Origin of the sequence: Streptomyces pseudovenezuelae (assembly GCF_029892565.1) — a bacterium.
In the GTDB taxonomy this organism is placed as follows: Bacteria; Actinomycetota; Actinomycetes; order Streptomycetales; family Streptomycetaceae; genus Streptomyces; species Streptomyces pseudovenezuelae_A.
On the sequence record NZ_JARXVH010000005.1, the window covers coordinates 417,179 to 439,178 of the forward strand.

At 69.5% G+C, this 22,000-nt stretch carries 17 protein-coding genes; 1 reads left to right on the forward strand and 16 read right to left on the reverse strand.

All coding sequences use genetic code 11. The features are described 5' to 3' along the window. Nucleotides 1-59 precede the first annotated feature (59 nt). Together lspA and M2283_RS18365 are read right to left on the reverse strand one after the other, a co-directional pair. Nucleotides 60-653: a signal peptidase II gene (lspA, locus tag M2283_RS18360; RefSeq protein WP_280877341.1), complete on the reverse strand. Its 594-nt coding sequence runs from the start codon at nt 651-653 to the stop codon at nt 60-62. A 60-nt stretch (nt 654-713) separates the two neighbouring features. Further along, entirely contained in the window at nt 714-1,736 is a 1,023-nt protein-coding gene (locus M2283_RS18365; protein ID WP_280877342.1) for a TraR/DksA family transcriptional regulator, read from the reverse strand. Nucleotides 1,737-2,335: 599 nt separating this feature from the next. Between M2283_RS18365 and ileS the strand changes: the two genes are divergently transcribed. After that, nucleotides 2,336-5,473, forward strand: coding sequence for an isoleucine--tRNA ligase (gene ileS, locus M2283_RS18370; RefSeq protein ID WP_280877343.1), 3,138 nt, complete (start codon nt 2,336-2,338; stop codon nt 5,471-5,473). Between the two features lie 182 nt (nt 5,474-5,655). Here the strand turns inward: ileS and M2283_RS18375 are convergent, their stop codons facing one another. From M2283_RS18375 to M2283_RS18440, 14 genes are all read right to left on the reverse strand, one after another. Next, on the reverse strand, nt 5,656-6,915 hold the full coding sequence (locus M2283_RS18375; protein ID WP_280877344.1) for a DivIVA domain-containing protein: 1,260 nt from the start codon (nt 6,913-6,915) through the stop codon (nt 5,656-5,658). A gap of 53 nt (nt 6,916-6,968) precedes the next feature. Next, nucleotides 6,969-7,253: a YggT family protein gene (locus tag M2283_RS18380; protein WP_007448661.1), complete on the reverse strand. Its 285-nt coding sequence runs from the start codon at nt 7,251-7,253 to the stop codon at nt 6,969-6,971. A 68-nt stretch (nt 7,254-7,321) separates the two neighbouring features. Then, the gene (locus tag M2283_RS18385) at nt 7,322-7,963 is read right to left on the reverse strand and encodes a cell division protein SepF (protein ID WP_280877345.1); all 642 of its coding nucleotides are present in this window, start codon (nt 7,961-7,963) and stop codon (nt 7,322-7,324) included. A 129-nt stretch (nt 7,964-8,092) separates the two neighbouring features. After that, nucleotides 8,093-8,812: a YggS family pyridoxal phosphate-dependent enzyme gene (locus tag M2283_RS18390; RefSeq protein WP_280877346.1), complete on the reverse strand. Its 720-nt coding sequence runs from the start codon at nt 8,810-8,812 to the stop codon at nt 8,093-8,095. 6 nt (nt 8,813-8,818) lie between these two features. Continuing rightward, a complete protein-coding gene (gene pgeF, locus M2283_RS18395; protein WP_280877347.1) occupies nt 8,819-9,559 on the reverse strand; it encodes a peptidoglycan editing factor PgeF in 741 nt (246 codons plus the stop codon). A 10-nt stretch (nt 9,560-9,569) separates the two neighbouring features. Further along, the gene (ftsZ, locus tag M2283_RS18400) at nt 9,570-10,772 is read right to left on the reverse strand and encodes a cell division protein FtsZ (RefSeq protein WP_280877348.1); all 1,203 of its coding nucleotides are present in this window, start codon (nt 10,770-10,772) and stop codon (nt 9,570-9,572) included. 277 nt (nt 10,773-11,049) lie between these two features. After that, the gene (locus M2283_RS18405) at nt 11,050-11,844 is read right to left on the reverse strand and encodes a cell division protein FtsQ/DivIB (protein ID WP_280877349.1); all 795 of its coding nucleotides are present in this window, start codon (nt 11,842-11,844) and stop codon (nt 11,050-11,052) included. A gap of 35 nt (nt 11,845-11,879) precedes the next feature. Continuing rightward, the gene (gene murG, locus M2283_RS18410; protein ID WP_280877350.1) at nt 11,880-12,977 is read right to left on the reverse strand and encodes an undecaprenyldiphospho-muramoylpentapeptide beta-N-acetylglucosaminyltransferase; all 1,098 of its coding nucleotides are present in this window, start codon (nt 12,975-12,977) and stop codon (nt 11,880-11,882) included. Nucleotides 12,978-12,983: 6 nt separating this feature from the next. Continuing rightward, the gene (gene ftsW, locus M2283_RS18415) at nt 12,984-14,345 is read right to left on the reverse strand and encodes a putative lipid II flippase FtsW (protein WP_280877351.1); all 1,362 of its coding nucleotides are present in this window, start codon (nt 14,343-14,345) and stop codon (nt 12,984-12,986) included. A 98-nt stretch (nt 14,346-14,443) separates the two neighbouring features. Beyond that, nucleotides 14,444-15,868, reverse strand: a complete 1,425-nt coding sequence (murD, locus tag M2283_RS18420; RefSeq protein ID WP_280877352.1) for a UDP-N-acetylmuramoyl-L-alanine--D-glutamate ligase — start codon at nt 15,866-15,868, stop codon at nt 14,444-14,446. Further along, entirely contained in the window at nt 15,850-16,920 is a 1,071-nt protein-coding gene (gene mraY, locus M2283_RS18425; protein WP_280877641.1) for a phospho-N-acetylmuramoyl-pentapeptide-transferase, read from the reverse strand. The genes murD and mraY overlap by 19 nt, the downstream gene beginning before the upstream one ends. Next, complete coding sequence (locus tag M2283_RS18430) at nt 16,920-18,326, reverse strand: UDP-N-acetylmuramoyl-tripeptide--D-alanyl-D-alanine ligase (RefSeq protein WP_280877353.1); 1,407 nt, start codon at nt 18,324-18,326, stop codon at nt 16,920-16,922. The genes mraY and M2283_RS18430 overlap by 1 nt, the downstream gene beginning before the upstream one ends. 4 nt (nt 18,327-18,330) lie before the next feature. After that, nucleotides 18,331-19,851: a UDP-N-acetylmuramoyl-L-alanyl-D-glutamate--2,6-diaminopimelate ligase gene (locus M2283_RS18435; RefSeq protein ID WP_280877642.1), complete on the reverse strand. Its 1,521-nt coding sequence runs from the start codon at nt 19,849-19,851 to the stop codon at nt 18,331-18,333. 181 nt (nt 19,852-20,032) lie between these two features. Continuing rightward, entirely contained in the window at nt 20,033-22,000 is a 1,968-nt protein-coding gene (locus M2283_RS18440; protein WP_280877354.1) for a peptidoglycan D,D-transpeptidase FtsI family protein, read from the reverse strand.

Here is a 22,000-nt window from a genome sequence, read left to right on the forward strand (position 1 = left end):
GTATGCCGGACACCACCGACAGCCCCGTCCACAAGGCCCTCGGACCGAGGACCGGCCCCTCAGCCCTTGTGGACGGTTCCGTCCGGGTCGAGCCCCTTGAACGACAGCAGCACGATCAGGATGCCGCCGCACACGATCGCCGAGTCGGCCAGGTTGAAGACGGCGAAGCCCTTGGGCGCGATGAAGTCGACGACCGCGCCCTCGAAGACGCCCGGCGAGCGGAAGATCCGGTCGGTGAGGTTACCGAGCGCGCCGCCGAGCAGCAGGCCCAGCGCGATCGCCCAGGGCAGGCTGTAGAGCTTGCGGGCGAGCCGGGCGATCACCACGATCACGGCCGCCGCGATCACCGTGAAGATCACGGTGAAGGCCTCGCCGAAGCCGAAGGCCGCGCCCGCGTTGCGGATCGCCTCGAACTTCAGCCAGTCCCCGATGATCTCGATCGGCGCGTGGTGCTCCAGCTTGGCGACCACCAGCAGCTTGCTGCCCAGGTCCAGCAGGTACGCGAAGGTGGCGACCGCGAACAGCACGGCGATACGGCGCTTGCCCCTGGGTCGCGTGGCCTCGCTCTGTCCCGGCTGGTCCGGCTGCTCCGGTTCGGCCCCCGCCGCCTGGGGGTTATCCGGCGTACCGATGATGCGCTCCGCCTCTGCCACGTGAGTCCCTCAACCTAGGTACCTGACTGAGGAGAGGGTACGACACGCCTCCCGGGACCCTCAGTACCGGCGTTCCTGCTTCTGCTTGCACTCCACACACAGTGTGGCCCGCGGGAACGCCTGCATCCTTGCCTTGCCGATGGGGTTGCCGCAGTTCTCGCACAGGCCGTACGTGCCCGCGTCGAGCTTCTCCAGGGCGTGATCGGTCTGGATCAGCATCTCGCGCGCGTTGGCGGCCAGCGCCATCTCGTGCTCACGCGTGATGTTCTTGGTGCCGGTGTCCGCCTGGTCGTCGCCCGCGCCGTCCCCGGAGTCCCGCATCAGGCCGGCGACGGCGTTCTCGGAGGCCGCGATCTCCTCGCGCAGCCGCTGCGCCTCGGACAGCAGCTCGGCGCGCGCCTCGGCGACCTCCTCCGGCGTCCAGGGGTCCTCGCCGGGGCGCACCGCCAGCTCGCCCGGCTCCGCCGCCGCGGCGAGGCGTGCCTTGGGGACGGCGGTCTTCGCCGCCGTGGCCGTGCCAGGGGTCTTCTTCGCAACCACCGTCGTGGCTCCCGTCTCCTTCGCGGCCCGCGCCGCGCCCGCCTTCTTGGCCGTGCTCTTGCTCGCCGTGCTCTTGCGCTTCGTGCCCGCGGACTTCGTGGCCGGGGCCTTGCTGGCCTCCGCCTTGGTGCCCGCGGTCTTGGTGGCCGCCGTCTTCGTGGCCGCGGCCTTGGTGGCGACGGTCTTCTTCGCGACCGCCGTGTCGGCGACCGTCTTCTTCACGGCCGGCTCCTTGGCCGCCGTCTTCTTCACGGCTGCCTTCTTGGTGACCGTTCTCTTGGAGACGGCCTTCTTGGGGACCGCCTTCTTGGTCGCCGCGGACTTCGTCGCAGTGGCTTTCGCGTCCACGGATTTCGCGTCCGAAGCCTTCACGTCCGCAGTCTTCGCGACACCCTTCTTGGTCACCGTCTTCTTGGCCGCCGTCTTCGTGGCCGCCTTCTTGGCCGTGCTCTTCTTGCCGCTCACATCCTTGGCCGCGCCACCGGAGACATGCGTGGACCTGCCGGACGCCGACTGCTGTACGGCGGTCTTCTTCGCCACCATGGCCGCGGCCCCTTCACATATTGTGATCTTGCACGCGAATCGTGCTGGGACGATAAATCGACTTCAGCCCCACGGCAACGGGACGCACCGCCCGATTCGCCCGGCTCGCGCGTGCCGCTCCGCAAGCCTGCATGCGTTGTGCCCAGCTCCCCGCGGGGTAATCCGCCCGATCGCGCATCCCAGGATGCGAACACGCGTACCGCTCCATTCGGGTCACACCAGGGCGTTCCCCGGGCTCGCGGCACCCCCGCCCGCGGACCGCGAAATCCGGTCGGCCGGTGTCCGTGCGGCGCCGTACACTGGGCGGAGCGAAAAGCTTGGATGGGGACGAGTAGCGACGTACGCAGCCCAGAGCGACCCGGGGACGGTGGAAGCCCGGGGGCGAGCGCGACGTGAAGATCACCCCGGAGCCGCCGGAGGAACGCCCGCGAGGGGTCAGTAGAACCGGCATCGCGACCCCAATGAGGGGGCTCGCCGGAGCGCAGGGTGCGCCGGAGGGCCAAGGAGGGTGGTACCGCGGGAGCGCGCCGAGGACGGCGTACGAAGACAGCTCTCGTCCCTCCGGACGGAACAGAAAGTCCGCCGGAGGAAGCTCGCTGATGACAACGCCGACGTACCGCCAGGTGCCCGCCCAGGTCGACCTGCCCGCGCTTGAGCACGCGGTGCTCGATTTCTGGCGCGAGCAGAAGATCTTCGCCAAGACCCTGGAGCAGTCCGAGGGCCGCCCCGAGTGGGTCTTCTACGAGGGCCCGCCCACCGCCAACGGCATGCCGGGCGCCCACCACATCGAGGCACGCGTCTTCAAGGACGTCTTCCCCCGCTTCCGCACCATGCGCGGCTACCACGTGGCCCGCAAGGCCGGCTGGGACTGCCACGGCCTCCCGGTCGAGCTGGCCGTCGAGAAGGAACTCGGCTTCACCGGCAAGCAGGACATCGAGACGTACGGCATCGCCGCGTTCAACGACAAGTGCCGCGAGTCGGTGACCCGGCACACGGACGCCTTCGCCGAGCTCACGACCCGCATGGGCTACTGGACCGACCTCGACGACCCGTACCGCACGATGGACCCCGAGTACATCGAGTCGGTCTGGTGGTCGCTGAAGCAGATCTTCGACAAGGGCCTGCTGGTCCAGGACTACCGCGTCGCCCCGTGGTGCCCGCGCGACGAGACGGGTCTGTCGGACCACGAGCTGGCGCAGGGCTACGAGACGATCGTGGACCCGTCGGTCTATGTCCGTTTCCCCCTCACCTCCGGTCCGCTCGCCGGCCGCGCCGCGCTCCTGGTGTGGACGACGACCCCCTGGACGCTGGTCTCCAACACGGCGGTCGCCGCCCACCCCGACGTCACCTACGTCGTCGCGGCCAACGGCGAGGAGCACCTGGTCGTCGCCACCCAGCTCGTCGAGAAGGCCCTCGGCGAGGGCTGGGAGCTCACGGGCGAGACCTTCACCGGCGCCGAGATGGAGCGCTGGACGTATCAACGTCCGTTCGAGCTGGTGGAGTTCCCAGAGCCCGCCCACTTCGTGGTCAACGCCGAGTACGTGACGACCGAGGACGGTACGGGTCTGGTCCACCAGTCCCCCGCTTTCGGTGAGGAAGACCTCAAGGTCTGCCGCGCCTACGGTCTGCCGGTCGTGAACCCGATCCGTCCCAACGGCACCTTCGCCGAGGACGTCCCGCTGGTAGGCGGCGTCTTCTTCAAGAAGGCGGACGAAAAGCTCACGGAGGACCTCAAGGACCGCGGGCTGCTGTTCAAGCACGTGCCGTACGAGCACAGTTACCCGCACTGCTGGCGCTGCCACACCGCGCTCATCTACTACGCGCAGCCGTCCTGGTACATCCGCACCACGGCCGTCAAGGACCGCCTGCTGCAGGAGAACGAGGACACCAACTGGTTCCCGGAGACGGTCAAGCACGGCCGCTACGGCGACTGGCTGGACAACAACATCGACTGGGCGCTGTCCCGCAACCGCTACTGGGGCACCCCGCTGCCGATCTGGCGCTGCGAGGACGGCCACCTCACGGTCGTCGGCTCCCGCGCGGAGCTCACCGAGCTGACCGGCACCGACCAGTCGGAGCTGGACCCGCACCGCCCGTTCATCGACGAGGTCACCTTCGGCTGCCCGAAGTGCCAGAAGACGGCCACGCGCGTGCCGGAGGTCATCGACGCCTGGTACGACTCGGGTTCGATGCCGTTCGCGCAGTGGGGCTACCCGTACAAGAACAAGGACCTGTTCGAGTCGCGCTACCCGGCGCAGTTCATCTCCGAGGCCATCGACCAGACCCGGGGCTGGTTCTACACGCTGATGGCGATCGGCACGCTGGTCTTCGACAAGTCCTCGTACGAGAACGTGGTCTGCCTCGGCCACATCCTCGCCGAGGACGGCCGCAAGATGTCCAAGCACCTGGGCAACACCCTGGAGCCGATCCCGCTGATGGACCAGCACGGCGCCGACGCCGTGCGCTGGTTCATGGCGGCCGGCGGTTCGCCGTGGGCGGCACGCCGCGTGGGTCACGGCACCATCCAGGAGGTCGTCCGCAAGACGCTCCTGACGTACTGGAACACGGTCGCCTTCCAGGCCCTGTACGCCCGCACGGCCGGCTGGGCGCCCAGCGAGGCCGACCCGGCCCCGGCCGACCGCCCGGTCCTGGACCGCTGGCTGCTGTCCGAACTGCACGCGCTCACCGACCAGGTGACACAGGCTCTGGAGTCCTACGACACCCAGCGCGCCGGCAAGCTCCTGTCGGCCTTCGTCGACGATCTCTCCAACTGGTACGTCCGCCGCTCCCGTCGCCGCTTCTGGCAGGGCGACAAGGCCGCGCTGCGCACCCTGCACGAGGTCGTCGGGACGGTCACGCAACTGATGGCCCCGCTGACCCCGTTCATCACCGAGCGGGTCTGGCAGGACCTGGTCGTCCCGGTCACGCCGGGCGCCCCGGAGTCCGTCCACCTGACCAGCTGGCCGCAGGCGGACCTCGCCGCGATCGACCCGGAGCTGTCGCGGCAGATGGTGCTGGTGCGCCGGCTCGTCGAGCTGGGCCGCGCCACGCGCGCGGAGTCGGGTGTGAAGACCCGTCAGCCGCTGTCCCGCGCGCTGGTCGCCGCGACCGGCTTCGACGCCCTCGACCGCGAACTGCACGCGCAGATCACCGAGGAGCTGAACGTGAGCTCGCTCGCGTCCCTCAGCGAGGTCGGCGGCTCCCTGGTCGACACGACCGCGAAGGCCAACTTCCGCGCCCTGGGCAAGCGGTTCGGCAAGCGCGTCCAGGACGTCGCCAAGGCCGTCGCGAACGCGGACGCGGCCGCGCTGTCCCTGGCGCTGCGCGAGGGCAAGGCGTCGGTGGAGGTCGACGGCGAGACCATCACCCTCGCCCCGGACGAGGTCATCATCACGGAGACCCCGCGCGAGGGCTGGTCGGTGGCCTCCGACTCGGGCGCCACGGTCGCCCTGGACCTGGAGATCACTGAGGAGCTGCGCCAGGCGGGCCTCGCCCGTGACGCGATCCGCCTGATCCAGGAGGCCCGCAAGAACAGCGGCCTGGACGTGGCCGACCGGATCGCCCTGCGCTGGACGTCCACCGACCCCGCGGTGATCGCGGCCCTCTCCGAGCACGCGGGCCTGATCGCCGACGAGGTGCTGGCGACGGACTTCGCCCAGGGCGAGGCCGACGACAACTACGGCGAGCCGTTCACCGACGAGGGCCTGTCCCTCGTCTTCCGCCTGCGCAAGGCGTAGTCGGCCGGTCAGAGCAATCGGTAAGGGCCCGGTCCCCACTCGGGGGCCGGGCCCTTCTCCGCACGGTCAACCGTACGATCAAGCACCAACACGCGTAAAAGGGCGGGGCCCCGGATCGAAATCCGGGGCCCCGCCCTGTTGAACGCTGCCGCCGACTACGGCGTACTACTGGCCAAGGCCTGTCAGTTGTCGTCCTCGTCGATCAGGAACCCGCGCATCGGCGAGGGCGCCTGGCCCATCGGGCCGGGCCCCTGCGGGCGGACCGGCGCCATCGGCTGGGTCATCGCCGGGGACATCTGCTGCTGGCCGCCACCGTAGGACGGGCCGCCCTGGGGCGGGCCACCCATGCCCTGGTTGCCGCCGTAGGACGGGGCGCTCGCGCCGGCCGGGGCCATCGAAGGCGCCGGGGACGGCGGCAGAGAGGCCGTGGCCGGGGTGCGCGGCGGGGCGAGCGAGTCGTCGGCCTGGGTCTCCAACTGACGCAGCTGGGACTCCAGGTAGGACTTCAGACGCGTGCGGTACTCGCGCTCGAAGCCGCGCAGGTCCTCGACCTTGCGCTCCAGCGTGGCACGGGCGGACTCCAGGGAGCCCATCGCGACGCGGTGCTTCTCCTGCGCGTCCCGCTCCAGGGCGTCGGCCTTGGCACGGGCGTCACGCTCAAGACCCTCGGCACGCGAACGCGCCTCACCGACGATCTTGTTGGCCTCGGAACGGGCCTCGGCGATCGCCTGGTCGGCGGTCTGCTGGGCCAGCGAGAGAACACGGGCGGCGCTGTCGCCACCGGGACCCTGACCGGGCCCGCCCATCGGGCCACCCATGGGACCGCCCTGACCGGGACCACCCATCGGACCGCCCATGGGGCCACCCATCGGGCCGCCCATCTGCTGCTGCATGGGCTGGCCGCCCATCGTGCCCTGGCCCATGGGGCCTTGACCCATCGGACCCTGGCCCATTTGACCGGGACCCTGCGGGCCACCCTGACCACCGGGACCGGCGGGCAGCTGCGGCGCACCGCTCGGCAGCTGGGGCGGGCCGCCCATGGGGCCGCCCATCTGCTGCTGCGGCGGGCCCGATATGCCGGCCGGCACCGGGCCGCCCGGGCCTCGCATGCCCTGCTGAGGCATGCCCTGTTGGGGCATTCCTTGCTGCGGCATTCCCTGCTGCGGCATGCCTTGCTGAGGCATCCCCTGCGGGGGCATGCCCTGCTGGTCCTGCGGACCGCCGGGACCCTCCGGGGGCTTGCGCATGTTCTGCTGGTTCTGGGCAGCAGCGCGCGTGGCGGCGGCCAGCTTGGCGCGGAGGTCCTCGTTCTCGCGCAGCAGGCGGGTCAGTTCGGCTTCAACCTCGTCGAGGAAGGCATCGACCTCGTCCTCGTCATAGCCTTCTCGGAGGCGGACGGTCGTGAACTGCTTGTTCCGCACGTCCTCGGGGGTCAACGGCATCTCTTCACCTCAACGTAGTCGTCGGCATTCGGCAAGACGGTAGGTCACATCGCTCACAGCCGGCTCACGATCGAGATGAGGATGTAGACGATGATCATCAGTACGAAGAAGGACAGGTCGAGCGCCACGCCCCCGAGACGCAGCGGCGGAATGAACCGCCGCAGAAGCTTGAGCGGTGGATCAGTGACAGTGTAGGTGGCCTCCAGAACGACCACCATCGCCTTGCCGGGTTGCCATGAGCGGGCGAACTGGAAGACGTAGTCCATGACCAACCGGAAGATGAGCACGATGAGGAAGCACATCAGCGCGATGTAGACGACATCCAGAACCACGCTCATGACTCGCGCTTCCCTCTCCCCTGTTTCCGTGCTGCACGTACTGCTTACTGCTTTTCCGGTGGTGTGTCTCAGCTCTGGTTGAAGAACCCGCCCTCTGCGATGCGAGCCTTGTCCTCCGCCGTGACATCGACGTTAGCAGGCGACAACAGGAACACCTTCTGCGTCACCCGCTCGATGCTGCCGTGAAGACCAAACACCAAACCAGCCGCAAAGTCGACAAGTCGCTTCGCGTCTGTGTCATCCATCTCAGTCAGATTCATGATCACCGGGGTGCCCTCACGGAAGTGTTCCCCGATGGTACGGGCCTCGTTGTAGGTCCGCGGGTGAAGTGTGGTGATCCGGTAAGGCTCTCGTTCCGACACGACCTTGGGCATGATCACCGGTGCGTTCTTCTCCAGGCTGGCGCGTTCTTGTGTGATGGACGCCACGGGCGCGATACGCGCCGGACGCCCGGATTCCGCGGGTAGCGAAGCGGAACGCGCCACCGACTCGCGAGGCGAGGGCGGTTGCACGATTCGTACCTCTTCGTCCCGTTGGGACTGATGTGCGACGTGCGACTGGTGGGACGGCTCATGCCGTCGATGGTCCCGCTCGGGCTCTGGGTCGAGTTCGGGCTCGAAGTCGTCATCGGGGTCGAAGCCCCGGCCGTCGTACCCATCGTCCTCCACGAGGCCGAGGTAGACCGCCATCTTGCGCATCGCGCCGGCCATGCTCTGAGTCCTCCGCTCTGTGGTGGATCGGCTGACGACTGCCAAGTGCCCGCGATCCACGAGGTCGTTACGCCCGCCTTTCAGCGGTAATGACCATATTTTCTGCTGTGGTCCGACTTCCTGGCGACGTTACCCGAGCCCAGCACGGACTCCGAGTACCGCCGTACCGACGCGCACATGTGTCGCTCCGGCCGCCACGGCCTCTTCGAGGTCCGCACTCATTCCTGCCGAGACCATGTTCGCAGCCGGATGACTCCGGCGCAGCGCGGTCGACAAATCCATCAACCGCTCGAACGCCGCCTGTTCGCGTCCCGCGTAGGGGCCGGTCAGCGGCGCGACGGTCATCAGACCGTCCAGCCGCAACCCCTCCGCCCGCGCGACGATTTCGCCCAACTCCTCGATCCCGTCGGGCCCGACACCCCCGCGCTGCCCGCGTCCCCCCTCGTCCGCGTCGAGCGCGACCTGGATCAGACACCCCAGTTCGCGCTCCCGCCGCACCGCCTCCTTCGACAGCGCCCCGACGAGCCGAACGCGGTCGACGGACTGCACGACATCGGCGTAACCGAGCACGGAACGCACCTTGTTGGTCTGCAACTGCCCCACGAAGTGCCAGGTCAAAGGGAGATCCGTGCACTCGGCCGCCTTGGGCGCCGCGTCCTGGTCCCGGTTCTCCGCCACATGCCGGATCCCCAGTTCCGAGAGGATCCGCACATCGCTCGCCGGGTAGGTCTTGGTGACCACGATCAGGGTCACCTCCTCCCGCTTGCGCCCCGCCGCCGCACACGCGGCGACGATACGTTCCTCCACCTTCGCCAGATTCCCGGCGAGTTCGTGCTTACGGTCCGTCATGTCCCATCAGTCCAGCCAGACATATCCCGCGAGTCGCCCCGTGGTGCGATCGCGACGATATGAGAAGTGGTCGCCCGACTCGATCGTGCACACCGGCGACTGCTCCCGGTCGTGCACCCCCAGCCGGTCGAGCTGCGCGTGCACCCCGGCGGTCACGTCGACCGCGGAAGTGCCCCAACTCGTCTCGGCGTACGCCGCCGGTTCGACCGCGGCGACATCGGCGCGCATCTCCTCGGGCACTTCGTAGCACCGGCCGCAGACGGCGGGCCCGGTGCGGGCGAGGATCCGGGCGGGATCGGCGCCGAGTTCGGTCATGGCCCGTACGGCGGCGGGGACGACCCCGGCGACCATGCCGGGCCGGCCCGCGTGGGCCGCGGCGGCGATCCCGGCGACCGGGTCGGCCAGCAGGACGGGCGTGCAGTCCGCGGTGAGAACCGCGAGGGCGAGTCCGCGGCGGGTAGTGACGATCGCGTCGACGGACGGGATCTCGGCGGCGGAGCCCCAGGGTCCGTCGACCACCGCCACGTCCGCCCCGTGCACCTGGTTCATCCAGACCACCCGGGCCGGGTCGAGGCCGAGCGACTTGGCCGCCAACTCCCGGTTGGCCCGTACGGCTTCGGGGTCGTCGCCGACCGCTCCGCCGAGGTTGAGCTCCTCGTACGGAACGGCGCTCACCCCGCCCCACCTGTCGGTGAAGGCGAAGTGCGCGCCGTTCACGGTGCTCGTCTCCGAGCGCTGCTCTATCACGTCAGAAGAATCACTTGAGGAAGTCCGGTACGTCCAGCTCCTCGGCCGCGCTGTCCGAGTAGGAGCGCGACGGCGGGACCGGCGGGGCGACCGGGAGGTCGGCGGCCGGCTCCGGCTCGGACTCCTCCTTCGGCGTGACGCTGCCGAGCGAGCCGAAGGACGGGCGGCTCTCGGACTGCCGTACCGGAGTGGGCTCGTCGCGGCGAGCCGACGACGACGCAGAGGTCGAGGAGGAGCCGAGGACGGTGTCCCGGCGGGTCGGCGGTTGGCCGCCGTCGAAGCCGGCCGCGATGACCGTGACCCGGACCTCGTCGCCGAGGGCGTCGTCGATGACGGCGCCGAAGATGATGTTGGCCTCGGGGTGGGCGGCCTCGCTGACCAGTTGGGCCGCTTCGTTGATCTCGAACAGGCCGAGGTCGGAGCCGCCGGAGATGGAGAGCAGGACGCCGCGGGCGCCGTCGATGGAGGCTTCGAGCAGCGGCGAGGAGATCGCCATCTCGGCGGCGGCCACCGCGCGGTCGTCGCCGCGGGCCGAGCCGATGCCCATGAGGGCCGAACCGGCCTCGGACATCACGGACTTGACGTCGGCGAAGTCGAGGTTGATCAGGCCGGGCGTGGTGATGAGGTCGGTGATGCCCTGCACACCGGAGAGCAGGACCTGGTCGGCGGACTTGAAGGCGTCGAGCACCGAGACCTGGCGGTCCGAGATGGACAGCAGCCGGTCGTTCGGGATGACGATGAGGGTGTCGACCTCTTCGCGGAGTTCGGCGATGCCGTCCTCGGCCTGGTTGGCGCGGCGCCGGCCCTCGAAGGTGAACGGGCGGGTGACCACGCCGATGGTGAGGGCGCCCAGGGTGCGGGCGATGTTTGCCACGACGGGCGCGCCGCCGGTGCCGGTGCCGCCACCCTCGCCGGCCGTCACGAAGACCATGTCGGCCCCCTTGAGGACCTCCTCGATCTCCTCGCGGTGGTCCTCGGCGGCCTTGCGGCCGACGGCCGGGTTGGCTCCGGCGCCGAGTCCGCGGGTGAGTTCGCGGCCGACGTCGAGCTTGACGTCGGCGTCGCTCATCAACAGCGCCTGCGCGTCGGTGTTGATGGCGATGAACTCGACGCCCTTGAGACCGACCTCGATCATCCGGTTGATGGCATTGACACCACCGCCGCCGACACCGATGACTTTGATGACTGCGAGGTAGTTCTGCGGTGCTGCCACGTCGAAGGCCTCTCGCCTCGAGTTACGTGTCGTCGCTTCGCAGGGGATGCGATCCGACGACTGATGCCGAATGGGACGGTCCGTATCGCCGACCCGAACCCTAACGTTGAAGTTTAGGGTTACCAGTGTGACTGTTCGCTGGACTCTTCCGAACAGGACACTAAGTCGACAAGTGGCGCACGTTCAACGAACACGCCGAACCTCCCGTTTTTCTTTTCACCCTATGTGATCAGCCATAGCGATGCCCAGCCAGGGTGCTGGCCTGCGCGGATGTGCGTCAACTCCCCGCTGACGCAGGGGCGGTGGGAACACTGACGTCGAAGTGCCGCGCGCCCGGCGCCGCTTTCATCAGAGCGGTGAGCGTACGCGCCTTCGCCGCGCCCTTCTCGCCACTTCCCCAAGCGACGGTCCGACCGCCGCTCAACTCCAGCGAGATCTCGTCGTAGGAACGCACCTTGACGCTCCGGGTCTCGTGCGCGACGGCGGTGGGAATGGCGCCGGCCACCGCGACCGCCTCGCGCACCAGTCGGTCCTCGCCGAATCGCCGCAGGCTCGCCGTGGACGAACCCGTGCGGGAGAGGCTCAATTCCAGTGCGGGAACGCCTTTCGGTGCGCGAGAAACCGTGGCGAAACGGACACCTTCATCGTCCACTTCGATGAAGTTTCGGCCCTTTTGGACAATCAGAACCGGCGTGCGCTCGGTCACTTTCAGCCCGATTCCATGTGGCCACGAACGCACCACCTCGACCGCGCCGATTCGGGGCAATTTCCGGAGCAGACGTGACTCGATCGCATCGGTGTCGACCGAAATCAACGGTGACCCGACCGGCACATCGGCGGCCTCGCGCACCTGTCCGGGCGTCAGAACCGCGGTGCCGGAAATCGATACGCGCTCAACGCGCAGCCAGTGGGATCCGTACAACACCCAGACGCCCGCGGCCCCCAGGAGAACCAGCGCGATGGCAATGACGATGATCGTACGAAGTCGTCGCGGGCCGAGCCTTCGGACGAGGGGCGGGCCGGACGACTCCTGTTGGCGTTCACCGCGTTCGGCGGTGGTCGATCCGGCCACGCTCCCTGCCCTTCAGCTACACAGACGTGCGGTCCCTAACGGCGTGCACGGTGGGCGGCGATCGCCTCGTACACCATGCCGACGAGCAGGTCGTCGGCGTCCCGGCGGCCGAACTCGGCGGCGGCGCGGGACATCTCGTACAGCCGGTGCGGGTCGGCGAGCACGGGCAGCACGTTCGCCCGGATCCAATCGGGCGTCAGTTCCGCGTCGTCGACCAGCAGTCCGCCGCCGGCCTTGACCACCGGCTGGGCGTTCAGCCGCTGTTCGCCGTTGCCGATGGGCAGCGGGACGTAGGCGGCCGGGAGTCCGACGGCGGAGAGTTCGGCGACGGTCATCGCGCCCGCGCGGCAGAGCATCATGTCGGCCGCGGCGTACGCGAGGTCCATCCGGTCCACGTAACTTACCGGGATGTACGGGGGCATTCCCGGCATCTGCTGTACGTGCGGCAGTTCGTTCTTCGGGCCGACCGCGTGCAGGATCTGAATGCCGGCCTGCTGGAGCCAGGGAGCGACCTGCTGGACCACCTCGTTGAGGCGGCGGGCGCCCTGCGAGCCGCCGGAGACCAGCAGCGTGGGCAGGTTGGGGTCGAGGCCGAACAGCTGCCGGGCCTCGGGACGGGCGGCGGCCCGGTCCAGGGTGGCGATGGTGCGGCGCAGCGGGATGCCGATGTAGCGGGCGTCCCGCAGCTTGCTGTCCGGGGTGGAGACGGCGACCTTCGCGGCGTAGCGCGAGCCGATCTTGTTGGCGAGGCCGGGGCGGGCGTTGGCCTCGTGGATGATGATCGGCACGCCGAGGCGCTTGGCGGCGAGGTAGCCGGGCAGGGCCACGTAACCGCCGAAGCCGACGACGGCGTCCGCCTTCGTGCGCTCCAGGATCTGCTCGGTCGCCTTGATCGTGCCGCGCAGCCGGCCCGGGACGGTGATCAGTTCAGGGGTGGGCTTGCGGGGCAGCGGGACGGCGGGGATCAGCGCCAGATCGTAGCCCCGCTGCGGCACGAGCGTGGTCTCCAGGCCGCGCTCGGTGCCCAGGGCCGTGATCCCCACGGTCGGGTCCTGCCTGCGCAGGGCATCCGCGAGGGCGAGCGCCGGCTCGATGTGGCCGGCGGTCCCCCCACCGGCGAGTACGACATGCACCGAAATTCACCGCTCTCCGGACGAACGCGCCACCGGGGCACGCCGTCGCATCGTGTTCCATCTCCGAGGCCCCCGGTCCCGCACGGCGCCTCCCGCCCGCTTTCTACCAAAGCGGGGTTGCCGCATGGAAAGCGCCGCCCGCGCAGCGGGATCGTCACGCGCGAACGCGATCAGCAGCCCGATGGCGAACATGGTCGGCAGCAGGGCGGACCCTCCGTAGGAGAACAGCGGGAGCGGGACTCCGGCGATCGGCAGCAGACCGAGCACCGCACCGATGTTGATCACCGCCTGTGCGGTGATCCAGGTGGTCACGCCTCCAGCGGCATACCTGACGAAGGGATCCTCCGTGCGTCCGGCCACGCGGATACCCGCATAGCCTAGAGCCGCGAACAGGGCGAGCACCGACAGCGTCCCCGCCAGACCCAGTTCCTCACCGGTGACGGCGAAGATGAAGTCCGTGTGCGCTTCCGGGAGTTGACCCCATTTTTCCACACTCGCGCCGAGCCCCGATCCGAAGATTCCGCCGGAGGCCAGCGCGTAGATGCCGTGCACGGCCTGCCAGCAGTCCGCGACCCCGGTCTTCGGCTCGGTGGCGCCGATGCAGGAGAGCCGCGCCATGCGGTTGGGGCTGGTCTTGATGAGGATGAAGCCGAGGGTGAGGGCGACCGACAGCACCCCGACGAAGAGCCTGGTGGGCGCCCCGGCCAGCCACAGCAGGCCGAACAGGATCGCCGTCAGGATGATCGCCGTACCCATGTCGCCGCCGAGCATGATCAGACCGAGCAGCAGGAAGGCGACCGGGACCAGCGGCACCAGCATGTGCTTCCACTGGATCAGCATGCCCTTGTCCTGCTTGCGGGCCATCAGGTCCGCGCCCCACAGCACCAGTGCCAGCTTGCCGAACTCGCTGGGCTGGATCTGGAAGGAGCCGCCGAGCGAGATCCAGTTCTGGTTGCCGTTGACCGACATCCCTATCCCCGGCACCTGCACCAGGGCCATCATGAAGACGGCGCCCGCGAGGATCGGATAGGCCAGCGCCCGGTGCAGTTTGACCGGCATCCGGGAGGCCACCAGCATCAGCACCCCGCCGATGCAGGCGGCGAGAAACTGCTTGCGGAAGAAGAACGAACCGGGCAACGAAAGCTGCAACGCGGTGATCTGGGAGGCCGAATAGACCATCACCAGACCCAGCACGGTGATCAGCAGGCTGCCGCCGAGGATCAGGTAGTACGCCGTGAGCGGCCGGTCCCAGGCACGTCTGGCGTTGCCGTACAGGCGCCGTACGGGGTTGTCGCGGGGCGGCCTGGAGGCGGCGGGCCGCCGGACGGCCCGTTGGACCGGAGGACGGCCCGTACGGCTACTGGACATCACCGGCTCCTCGCACCCGCCGACCGAACCCGAGCCACATCCGAGTCATCCCGTCCCTCCAAGGGTCCCGCAGCACCCTATGTGGCCAGGACCCGCCGTCAGGCGCCGTCGCCGAGTTCGCGGACAGCAGCCGCGAACGCGTCGCCGCGCTTGTTGTAGTTGGCGAACATGTCCATCGAGGCGCAGGCGGGGGCCAGCAGCACCGTGTCGCCGGGGCGGGCGAGCCCCTGGGCCTCCTGGACAGCCGCGAGCATCGCCCCAGTGTCGGTCCGGTCGAGGTCGACGACGGGTACCTCCGGCGCGTGTCGCGCGAGGGCTTCGCGGATCAGGGCGCGGTCGCGGCCGATCAGGACGGCCCCGCGAAGTCGCTTTGCCGACTTGGCGACCAGCTCGTCGAAGGTCGCGCCCTTGGCGAGCCCGCCCGCGATCCACACGATCGACTCGTACGCCGCCAACGAGGCCTCCGCCGCGTGCGTGTTGGTCGCCTTGGAGTCGTCGATGTACGCGACCGAGTCGACGTCGGCCACGTGGGCGATGCGGTGCGCGTCCGGCGTGAAGTTCCTGAGCCCGTCGCGTACGGCGGTGGCGGGCACCCCGAACGCGCGCGCGAGGGCCGCCGCGGCAAGGGCGTTGGCGATGTTGTGCGGGGCCGGCGGATTGACGTCGGAGACCTCGGCGAGCTCCTGGGCGTTCTTCTGCCGGTTCTCGACGAAGGTGCGGTCGACCAGGATGCCGTCCACGACGCCGAGTTGGGACGGGCCCGGCGTGCCGAGGGTGAACCCGATCGCCCGGCACCCCTCCTCGACGTCCGCCTCGCGCACCAGTTCCTCGGTGGCCTTGTCGGCCAGGTTGTAGACGCAGGCGACGCGATTGCCCTCGTAGATACGGCCCTTGTCGGCGGCGTACGCCTCCATGGAGCCGTGCCAGTCGAGGTGGTCGGGGGCCAGGTTCAGCACGGCGGCCGAGTGGGCGCGCAGGGAGGGTGCCCAGTGGAGCTGATAGCTCGACAGTTCCACGGCGAGTACGTCGTAGGTCTCCTCGCCCAGCACCGCGTCAAGGAGCGAGACGCCGATGTTGCCGACGGCGGCCGTGCGCAGGCCCGCCGCCTTCAGGATGGACGCCAGCATCTGGACGGTCGTGGTCTTGCCGTTGGTGCCGGTGACGGCCAGCCAGGGGGCCGCGTCGGGGCCCCGGAGCCGCCAGGCGAGCTCGACGTCGCCCCAGATCTCGACGCCGGCCTCGCGGGCCGCCGTGAACAGCGGCTTGTCCGGCTTCCAGCCGGGTGCGGTGACGACGAGTTCGGTGCCTTCGGGCAGGGTCGCCCCGTCGCCGAGACGCACGGTGATGCCGAGCGCCTCCAGTTCGGCGGCCTGCTCACGCGCGCGTGCGTCGTCGCCATCGTTGACGACGGTGACCTTCGCGCCGCGCCCGTGCAGCGCCTTGGCCGCCGGGAGTCCGGAGACGCCGAGTCCGGCGACGGTGACGTGCGTGCCCTGCCAGTCGGTCACTTGTCCGCTGCCCATCCCGCGTAGAAGAGGCCCAGTCCGACGATCACGCAGATGCCCTGGATGATCCAGAAGCGGACCACCACAAGGACCTCGGACCAGCCCTTGAGTTCGAAGTGGTGCTGGAGCGGGGCCATTCGGAAGACGCGCTTGCCGGTGAGCTTGAAGGAGCCGACCTGGATGACCACCGACATGGTGATCAGGACGAACAGACCGCCCAGGAGGGCGATCAGCAGCTCGGTGCGGGAGCAGATCGCCAGACCCGCGAGGACACCGCCGAGCGCGAGCGAACCGGTGTCGCCCATGAAGATCTTGGCCGGCGAGGTGTTCCACCACAGGAAGCCGAGACAGGCACCCATCAGCGCCGAGGCGATGACCGCGAGGTCGAGTGGATCCCGTACCTCGTAACAGGCGTTGGGGTTGGTCAGCGTCGTCGCGTTGGCGCAGGACTCCTGGAACTGCCAGACACCGATGAAGGTGTAGGCGCCGAAGACCAGGACGGAGGCGCCGGTGGCGAGGCCGTCCAGACCGTCCGTCAGGTTCACGCCGTTCGACATCGCCAGGATCATGAACAGCGCCCAGACCACGAAGAGCACCGGGCCGATCGTCCAGCCGAAGTCCGTGATGAACGACAGCTTCGTGGAGGCCGGGGTGTTGCCGCGGGAGTCCTGGAACTGCAGGGCGAGCACCGCGAAGCTGATGCCGACGATCAGCTGGCCGGCCATCTTCGCCTTGGCCCGCAGACCGAGCGAACGCCGCTTGACGATCTTGATGTAGTCGTCCAGGAAGCCGACCAGGCCCATGCCGACCATCAGACCGAGCACCAACAGGCCCGAATAGGTCGGCGTGTAGCCGGTGATCACCTTGGACAGGAAGTACGCCGCGACCGTCGCGAAGATGAAGGCGATACCGCCCATCGTCGGCGTGCCACGCTTCGCGGCGTGTTCGCGCGGGCCGTCGTCCCGGATGTACTGGCCGTAGCCCTTGCGGGCCAGCAGCTTGATCAGCAGCGGGGTGCCGACCAGGGTCAGGAAGAGGCCAATGACTCCTGCGAACAGGATCTGCTTCATCATCGGGCAGCGACCTCGCCCTCGGCACCGGTCTCGAGCAGCGCCTGAGCGACACTCTCCAGGCCGACCGAACGGGACGCCTTCACGAGCACGACGTCTCCCGGGCGCAATGCGCTGCGCAACAGATCGACCGCCGCCTGTGCGTCGGACACGTGCACCGACTCCTCACCCCACGAACCCTCGTTATATGCGCCCAGTTGCAGCCAGGATGCTTCCCTGCCCCCGACCGCGACGAGCTTGCTGACGTTGAGCCGGACGGCGAGCCGCCCGACCGCGTCGTGCTCGGCGAGCGCCTCGTCCCCGAGCTCGGCCATCTTGCCGAGCACCGCCCAGGTCCGCCGTCCCCGCCCCATGGCCACGAGCGCGCGCAGTGCGGCTCGCATGGACTCGGGGTTGGCGTTGTAGGCGTCGTTGACGACGGTGACGCCGTCCGGGCGCTCGGTGACCTCCATACGCCAGCGGGAGAGGGAGCCCGCCTCGGAGAGCGCGGTGGCGATCTCAGCTGCGGACATGCCCAGCTCATGGGCGACGGCGGCCGCGGCGAGCGCGTTCGACACGTGGTGCTCACCGTACAGGCGCATGGTCACTTCGCTGCACCCGGAGGGTGTGCGAAGGCTGAAGGCGGGCTGTCCGCTGTCCGTGAGTCGCACGTTCTCTGCGCGTACGTCCGCTTCGTCGGTCTCCCCGAACAGGAGCACCCTGGCCTTCGTTCGGGACGCCATGGCCCGTACGAGCGGATCGTCCGCGTTGAGGATCGCGGCGCCGTCCGCCGGCAGGGACTCCACCAACTCGCCCTTCGCCTGCGCGATCTGCTCGCGGCCGCCGAACTCGCCGATGTGGGCGGTGCCGACGTTCAGGACGAGGCCGATCTTCGGGGGCGTCAGATCCGTGAGGTAGCGGATGTGTCCGATGCCGCGGGCGCCCATCTCCAGCACGAGGAACTTCGTCTCCTCGGTGGCGGACAGGGCCGTCAGCGGCAGCCCGATCTCGTTGTTGAGCGAGCCGGGCGTGAACACCGTCGGCGCCTTGCGCGCCAGCACCTGGGCGATGAGGTCCTTGGTGCTGGTCTTTCCCGCGGAGCCGGTGAGGGCCACGAGGGTGGCGCCGAGCCGCTGTACGACGTGCCGTGCGAGGGCACCGAGGGCCGTCTGGACGTCCTCGACGACGATCGCGGGGACACCGACGGGGTGCTGCGCCAACACGGCGACCGCGCCCGCCTGGACGGCCTGGTCCGCGTAGTCGTGGCCGTCGACGTGCTCCCCCACGAAAGCGGCGAACAGACTGCCGTCCGCCACCTTGCGGGAGTCGATGACGACGGGCCCGTGCACCTGCACCGACGGATCCGGTATGTCGTGAGTCCGCCCGCCGACGACTTCTGCGATCTCGGCGAGAGAGAGGGCGATCACAAGTTCATCCCTGGGTCTTCTGGATAGCTTCGCGAAGCACCTGGCGGTCGTCGAAGGGACGGACCACCCCGGCGATGTCCTGGCCCTGCTCGTGGCCCTTCCCGGCCACCAGCACCGTGTCGCCCGGCTGTGCGCGGGCGACGGCCGCGGCGATCGCGGCGGCCCGGTCCTCGAAGACCTGGACCTCACCGCGCTCGTGTACCGGCACGGACGCCGCGCCCTGGAGCATGGTTGCAAGGATCGCGAGGGGATCCTCGGAGCGGGGGTTGTCGGAAGTCAGTACGGCGGTGTCGGCGAGCCGGGCCGCCGCGGCGCCCATCGGCTGACGCTTCGTCTTGTCCCGGTCGCCGCCGCAGCCGAGAACGAGGTGCACCTTGCCCTCGGTGACCTTGCGCAGGGCGCGCAGGACCGATTCGACGGCGTCCGTCTTGTGGGCGTAGTCGACGACCGCGAGATAGGGCTGTCCGGCGTCCACGCGCTCAAGCCGCCCCGGCACGCCCGGTACCGCGGCGACACCGTCGGCGGCGGACTGCGGGTCGAGCCCGGCGGCGGCCAGCGAGACGATCGCGGCGAGGGTGTTGGCCACGTTGAAGGTGCCCGGCAGCGGCGCCCTGGCGTCGATCCGCTCGCCCTCGGGGCCGATCACCGTGAAGGTCGAGTCCAGTTGGCCGATCTCGACGTCCTCGGCCCGCCAGTCGGCGTCCGGGTGGCCCTCGGCGGAGTAGGTGAGGACCGGGACGGTGGCCTCCTGGGCCAGCCGACGGCCGTACTCGTCGTCGAAGTTGACCACGCCGAGTCTGCTGCGTTCCGGCGTGAACAGCCGTGCCTTGGCCTGGAAGTAGTCCTCCATGTCGGAGTGGAACTCCATGTGTTCCGGGCTGAGGTTGGTGAAGACGCCGATGTCGAAGACGCAGCCGTCGACCCGGCCCAGCACCAGCGCGTGGCTGGAGACCTCCATGGCGACCGCCTCGACCCCGCGCTCGCGCATCACCGCGAACAGGGCCTGCAGATCGGTGGCTTCGGGGGTGGTCCGCTCGGACTTGATGCGCTCGTCGCCGATGCGCGTCTCGACCGTGCCGATGAGACCGGTGTTGTTCTTTGTCCTCAGACCGCCCTCGACGAGGTACGCGGTGGTGGTCTTGCCAGAGGTGCCGGTGATGCCGATCTGGAGCAGGTCGGGGCCGGGGTGGCCGTAGATCGTGGCCGCCAGTTCGCCCATCTGCCCGCGCGGGTCGTCGACCACCAGGACCGGCAGGCCGGTCGCGGCGGCGCGCTCGGCGCCGGTCGGGTCGGTGAGCACGGCGACCGCGCCGAGGCCGACGGCCTGCGTCACGAAGTCGGCACCGTGCACGCGGGCGCCCGGGAGGGCGGCGTACAGATCGCCGGGGCGGACGGCGCGCGAGTCATGGGTGATGCCCGTGATCTCGGCGCTGCTGTCCGGCGCGGCGACGGCCAGCTGATCGGCGAGCTCCGCGAGGGGGGTGGCGGAGACCTGAACCGGTCGTGGCGGCCCCGGATAGGTCACGGAAACGCCCTTCTGGGTGGTTTGGGACTGATCAGCGTGTGACACGGCGGTGAGCGTACCGGGCGCACCCGCCCGGGAGCGAAGCGAGGGCGCGGGCGAAGCGTGGTTCCCGGGATCGGGGGTGATCATGGTCACGGAGCGTTCCTGGCTGGTAGCGCTGATCAGGGCATGAGGCGGTCGGTCAGGGCGTGAAGCTGACGGGCAGCTTCGCGGCCTTGGCCCCGGTGGGCGGGACCTGAAGGGTCTTCAGCGCGAACTCCATCACCTCCCTGTAGATGGGTCCGCAGATCTGGCCGCCGAAGTAACTGCCCTTGGTGGCGTTCTGGATGGCGCAGTAGACGGTGATCCTGGGGTTGTCGGCGGGCGCGAAGCCGGCGAACGACGAGGTGTAGCCGCTGTACCTGCCGGTGGCCGGATCCACGCGGTTGGCCGTACCCGTCTTGCCCGCGACGCGGTAGCCGGGGATGCGCGCCTTGGTGCCGGTGCCCTCCTGGTCGTCCACGACCGACTCCAGCATCCTGGCGAGCGTCTTCGCCGTCTTCTCGCTGACCACCCGCGTCTGCTTGGGCTTGGCGGCGGGTGTGAAGCGTCCGTCGGGTCCCTTCTCACCGCGTACGAGCGTGGGTTCGACGCGGACTCCGCCGTTGGCGATCGTCGAGTAGACGGAGGCCGCCTGCATCGCGTTGATGGACACGCCCTGGCCGAAAGGAATCGTGTACTGCTGCGAGGTCGACCACTTGTCGGCCGGGGCGAGGATGCCCTTGGTCTCGCCGGGGAAGTCGAGCCCGGTGTAGCCGCCGATGCCGAACTTGCGCAGGTAGGAGTAGAGGACCTGGTTGGCCTGCGGCTGGGTCTTGCCGAGCTGGCCGGTGGCCAGGATGGTGCCGATGTTGCTGGACTTGGCGAGCACGCCGTTGAGCGTCAGGTTCCAGGTGGCGTGGTCGATGTCGTCCTTGAAGAGGCGGTCGCCGCGGTGCAGCCGGTTCGGCACGACGACGTGCGTCAGCGGGGTGGCGGCGTTCTCCTCCAACACGGCGGCCATCGACATGACCTTGGCGGTGGAACCGGGCTCGTAGGCGTCCTGGAGGGCCGCGTTGCCGAGCGCCGAAGGACTCGCGTCGGACAGGTCGTTGGGGTCGAAGCCGGGTGAGTCCGCCATCGCGAGGACCTCGCCGGTGCGGGTGTCCTGCACTATCACGTAACCGCGGTCGGCCTTCGACTCCTTGACCTGCTTGGAGATGGCGTTCTGCGCGGCCCACTGGATGTCGCGGTCGATGGTGAGCTCGACGTCGGAGCCGGGCACGGCGGGCGTCTCCGTGGAGCCCGCGGTGGGCACCAGGCGGCCACCGGACTGGGCGTAGCGGATCTTGCCGTCCTTGCCGGTCAGCACCTTGTTGAGCTGCTGCTCGACGCCGCCGCCGCCCTTGCCCTCGTCGTTGACCCAGCCCAGTATCCCGGCGGCGAGGTCGCCGTTGGGGTACACGCGCTTGCTGCTGGGGTCGGCGAAGACGCCGGCGAGGACGTTGACGGTGGAGGAGTCGGTGTCCGCCTTCTCGTTGAGCGCGCTCTTCAGATCCTTGATCTGCGTCCAGACCTGCGGGGTCTGACGGCGCGCCAGCAGGACGTAACGGCTCTCCTTGTTGGCGGGCCGGAGCTTCTTGACGAGCGTGGCCTGGTCCTGGCCGAGGATCGGGGCGAGCAGCGCGGCCGCCTGCTCGGGTCCGTCGTCGATGCCGAGCATCTTGCGGTTGAACATCGTCGGGTCGGCCGTGAGGTCGTAGGCGTCCACGCTGGCCGCGAGGGCGACGCCGTTGCGGTCGGTGATCCCGCCGCGCTCGGCGGCCAGCACATGGCCGACGTAGCGGTTCTGGTCGGCCTTGGCGGCGTACGCGCTCGCGTCGACGGCCTGCACCTGGAGCAGTCGTACGACGAAGGCGATCAGCACCAGGGTCAGCGCCAGGCCGACCATGCGCAGCCGGGGACGGGGGCTGCCGAGCCGCAGCGCGTTCGGGGCCGCCGGGCGGGCCGGTGCCGGGCGGCGGGTGGGGCGGGCGCCGGGTCCCGGGCGCCGCTGACCGGAGACGGGCCGCCCGGAGGAGGAGCGTGCGGGGCCGGGGACGCGTCGGCGCGGCGGTTCCCTGTCGGACAC

Coding starts and splice junctions, on each gene's coding strand:
- M2283_RS18365 (WP_280877342.1), bottom strand. CDS start 1,736: ATGGTGGCGAAGAAGACCGCCGTACAGCAGTCGGCGTCCGGCAGGTCC.
- ileS (WP_280877343.1), top strand. CDS start 2,336: ATGACAACGCCGACGTACCGCCAGGTGCCCGCCCAGGTCGACCTGCCC.
- M2283_RS18375 (WP_280877344.1), bottom strand. CDS start 6,915: ATGCCGTTGACCCCCGAGGACGTGCGGAACAAGCAGTTCACGACCGTC.
- M2283_RS18380 (WP_007448661.1), bottom strand. CDS start 7,253: ATGAGCGTGGTTCTGGATGTCGTCTACATCGCGCTGATGTGCTTCCTC.
- M2283_RS18385 (WP_280877345.1), bottom strand. CDS start 7,963: ATGGCCGGCGCGATGCGCAAGATGGCGGTCTACCTCGGCCTCGTGGAG.
- M2283_RS18390 (WP_280877346.1), bottom strand. CDS start 8,812: ATGACGGACCGTAAGCACGAACTCGCCGGGAATCTGGCGAAGGTGGAG.
- ftsW (WP_280877351.1), bottom strand. CDS start 14,345: ATGTCCAGTAGCCGTACGGGCCGTCCTCCGGTCCAACGGGCCGTCCGG.
- murD (WP_280877352.1), bottom strand. CDS start 15,868: ATGGGCAGCGGACAAGTGACCGACTGGCAGGGCACGCACGTCACCGTC.
- mraY (WP_280877641.1), bottom strand. CDS start 16,920: ATGAAGCAGATCCTGTTCGCAGGAGTCATTGGCCTCTTCCTGACCCTG.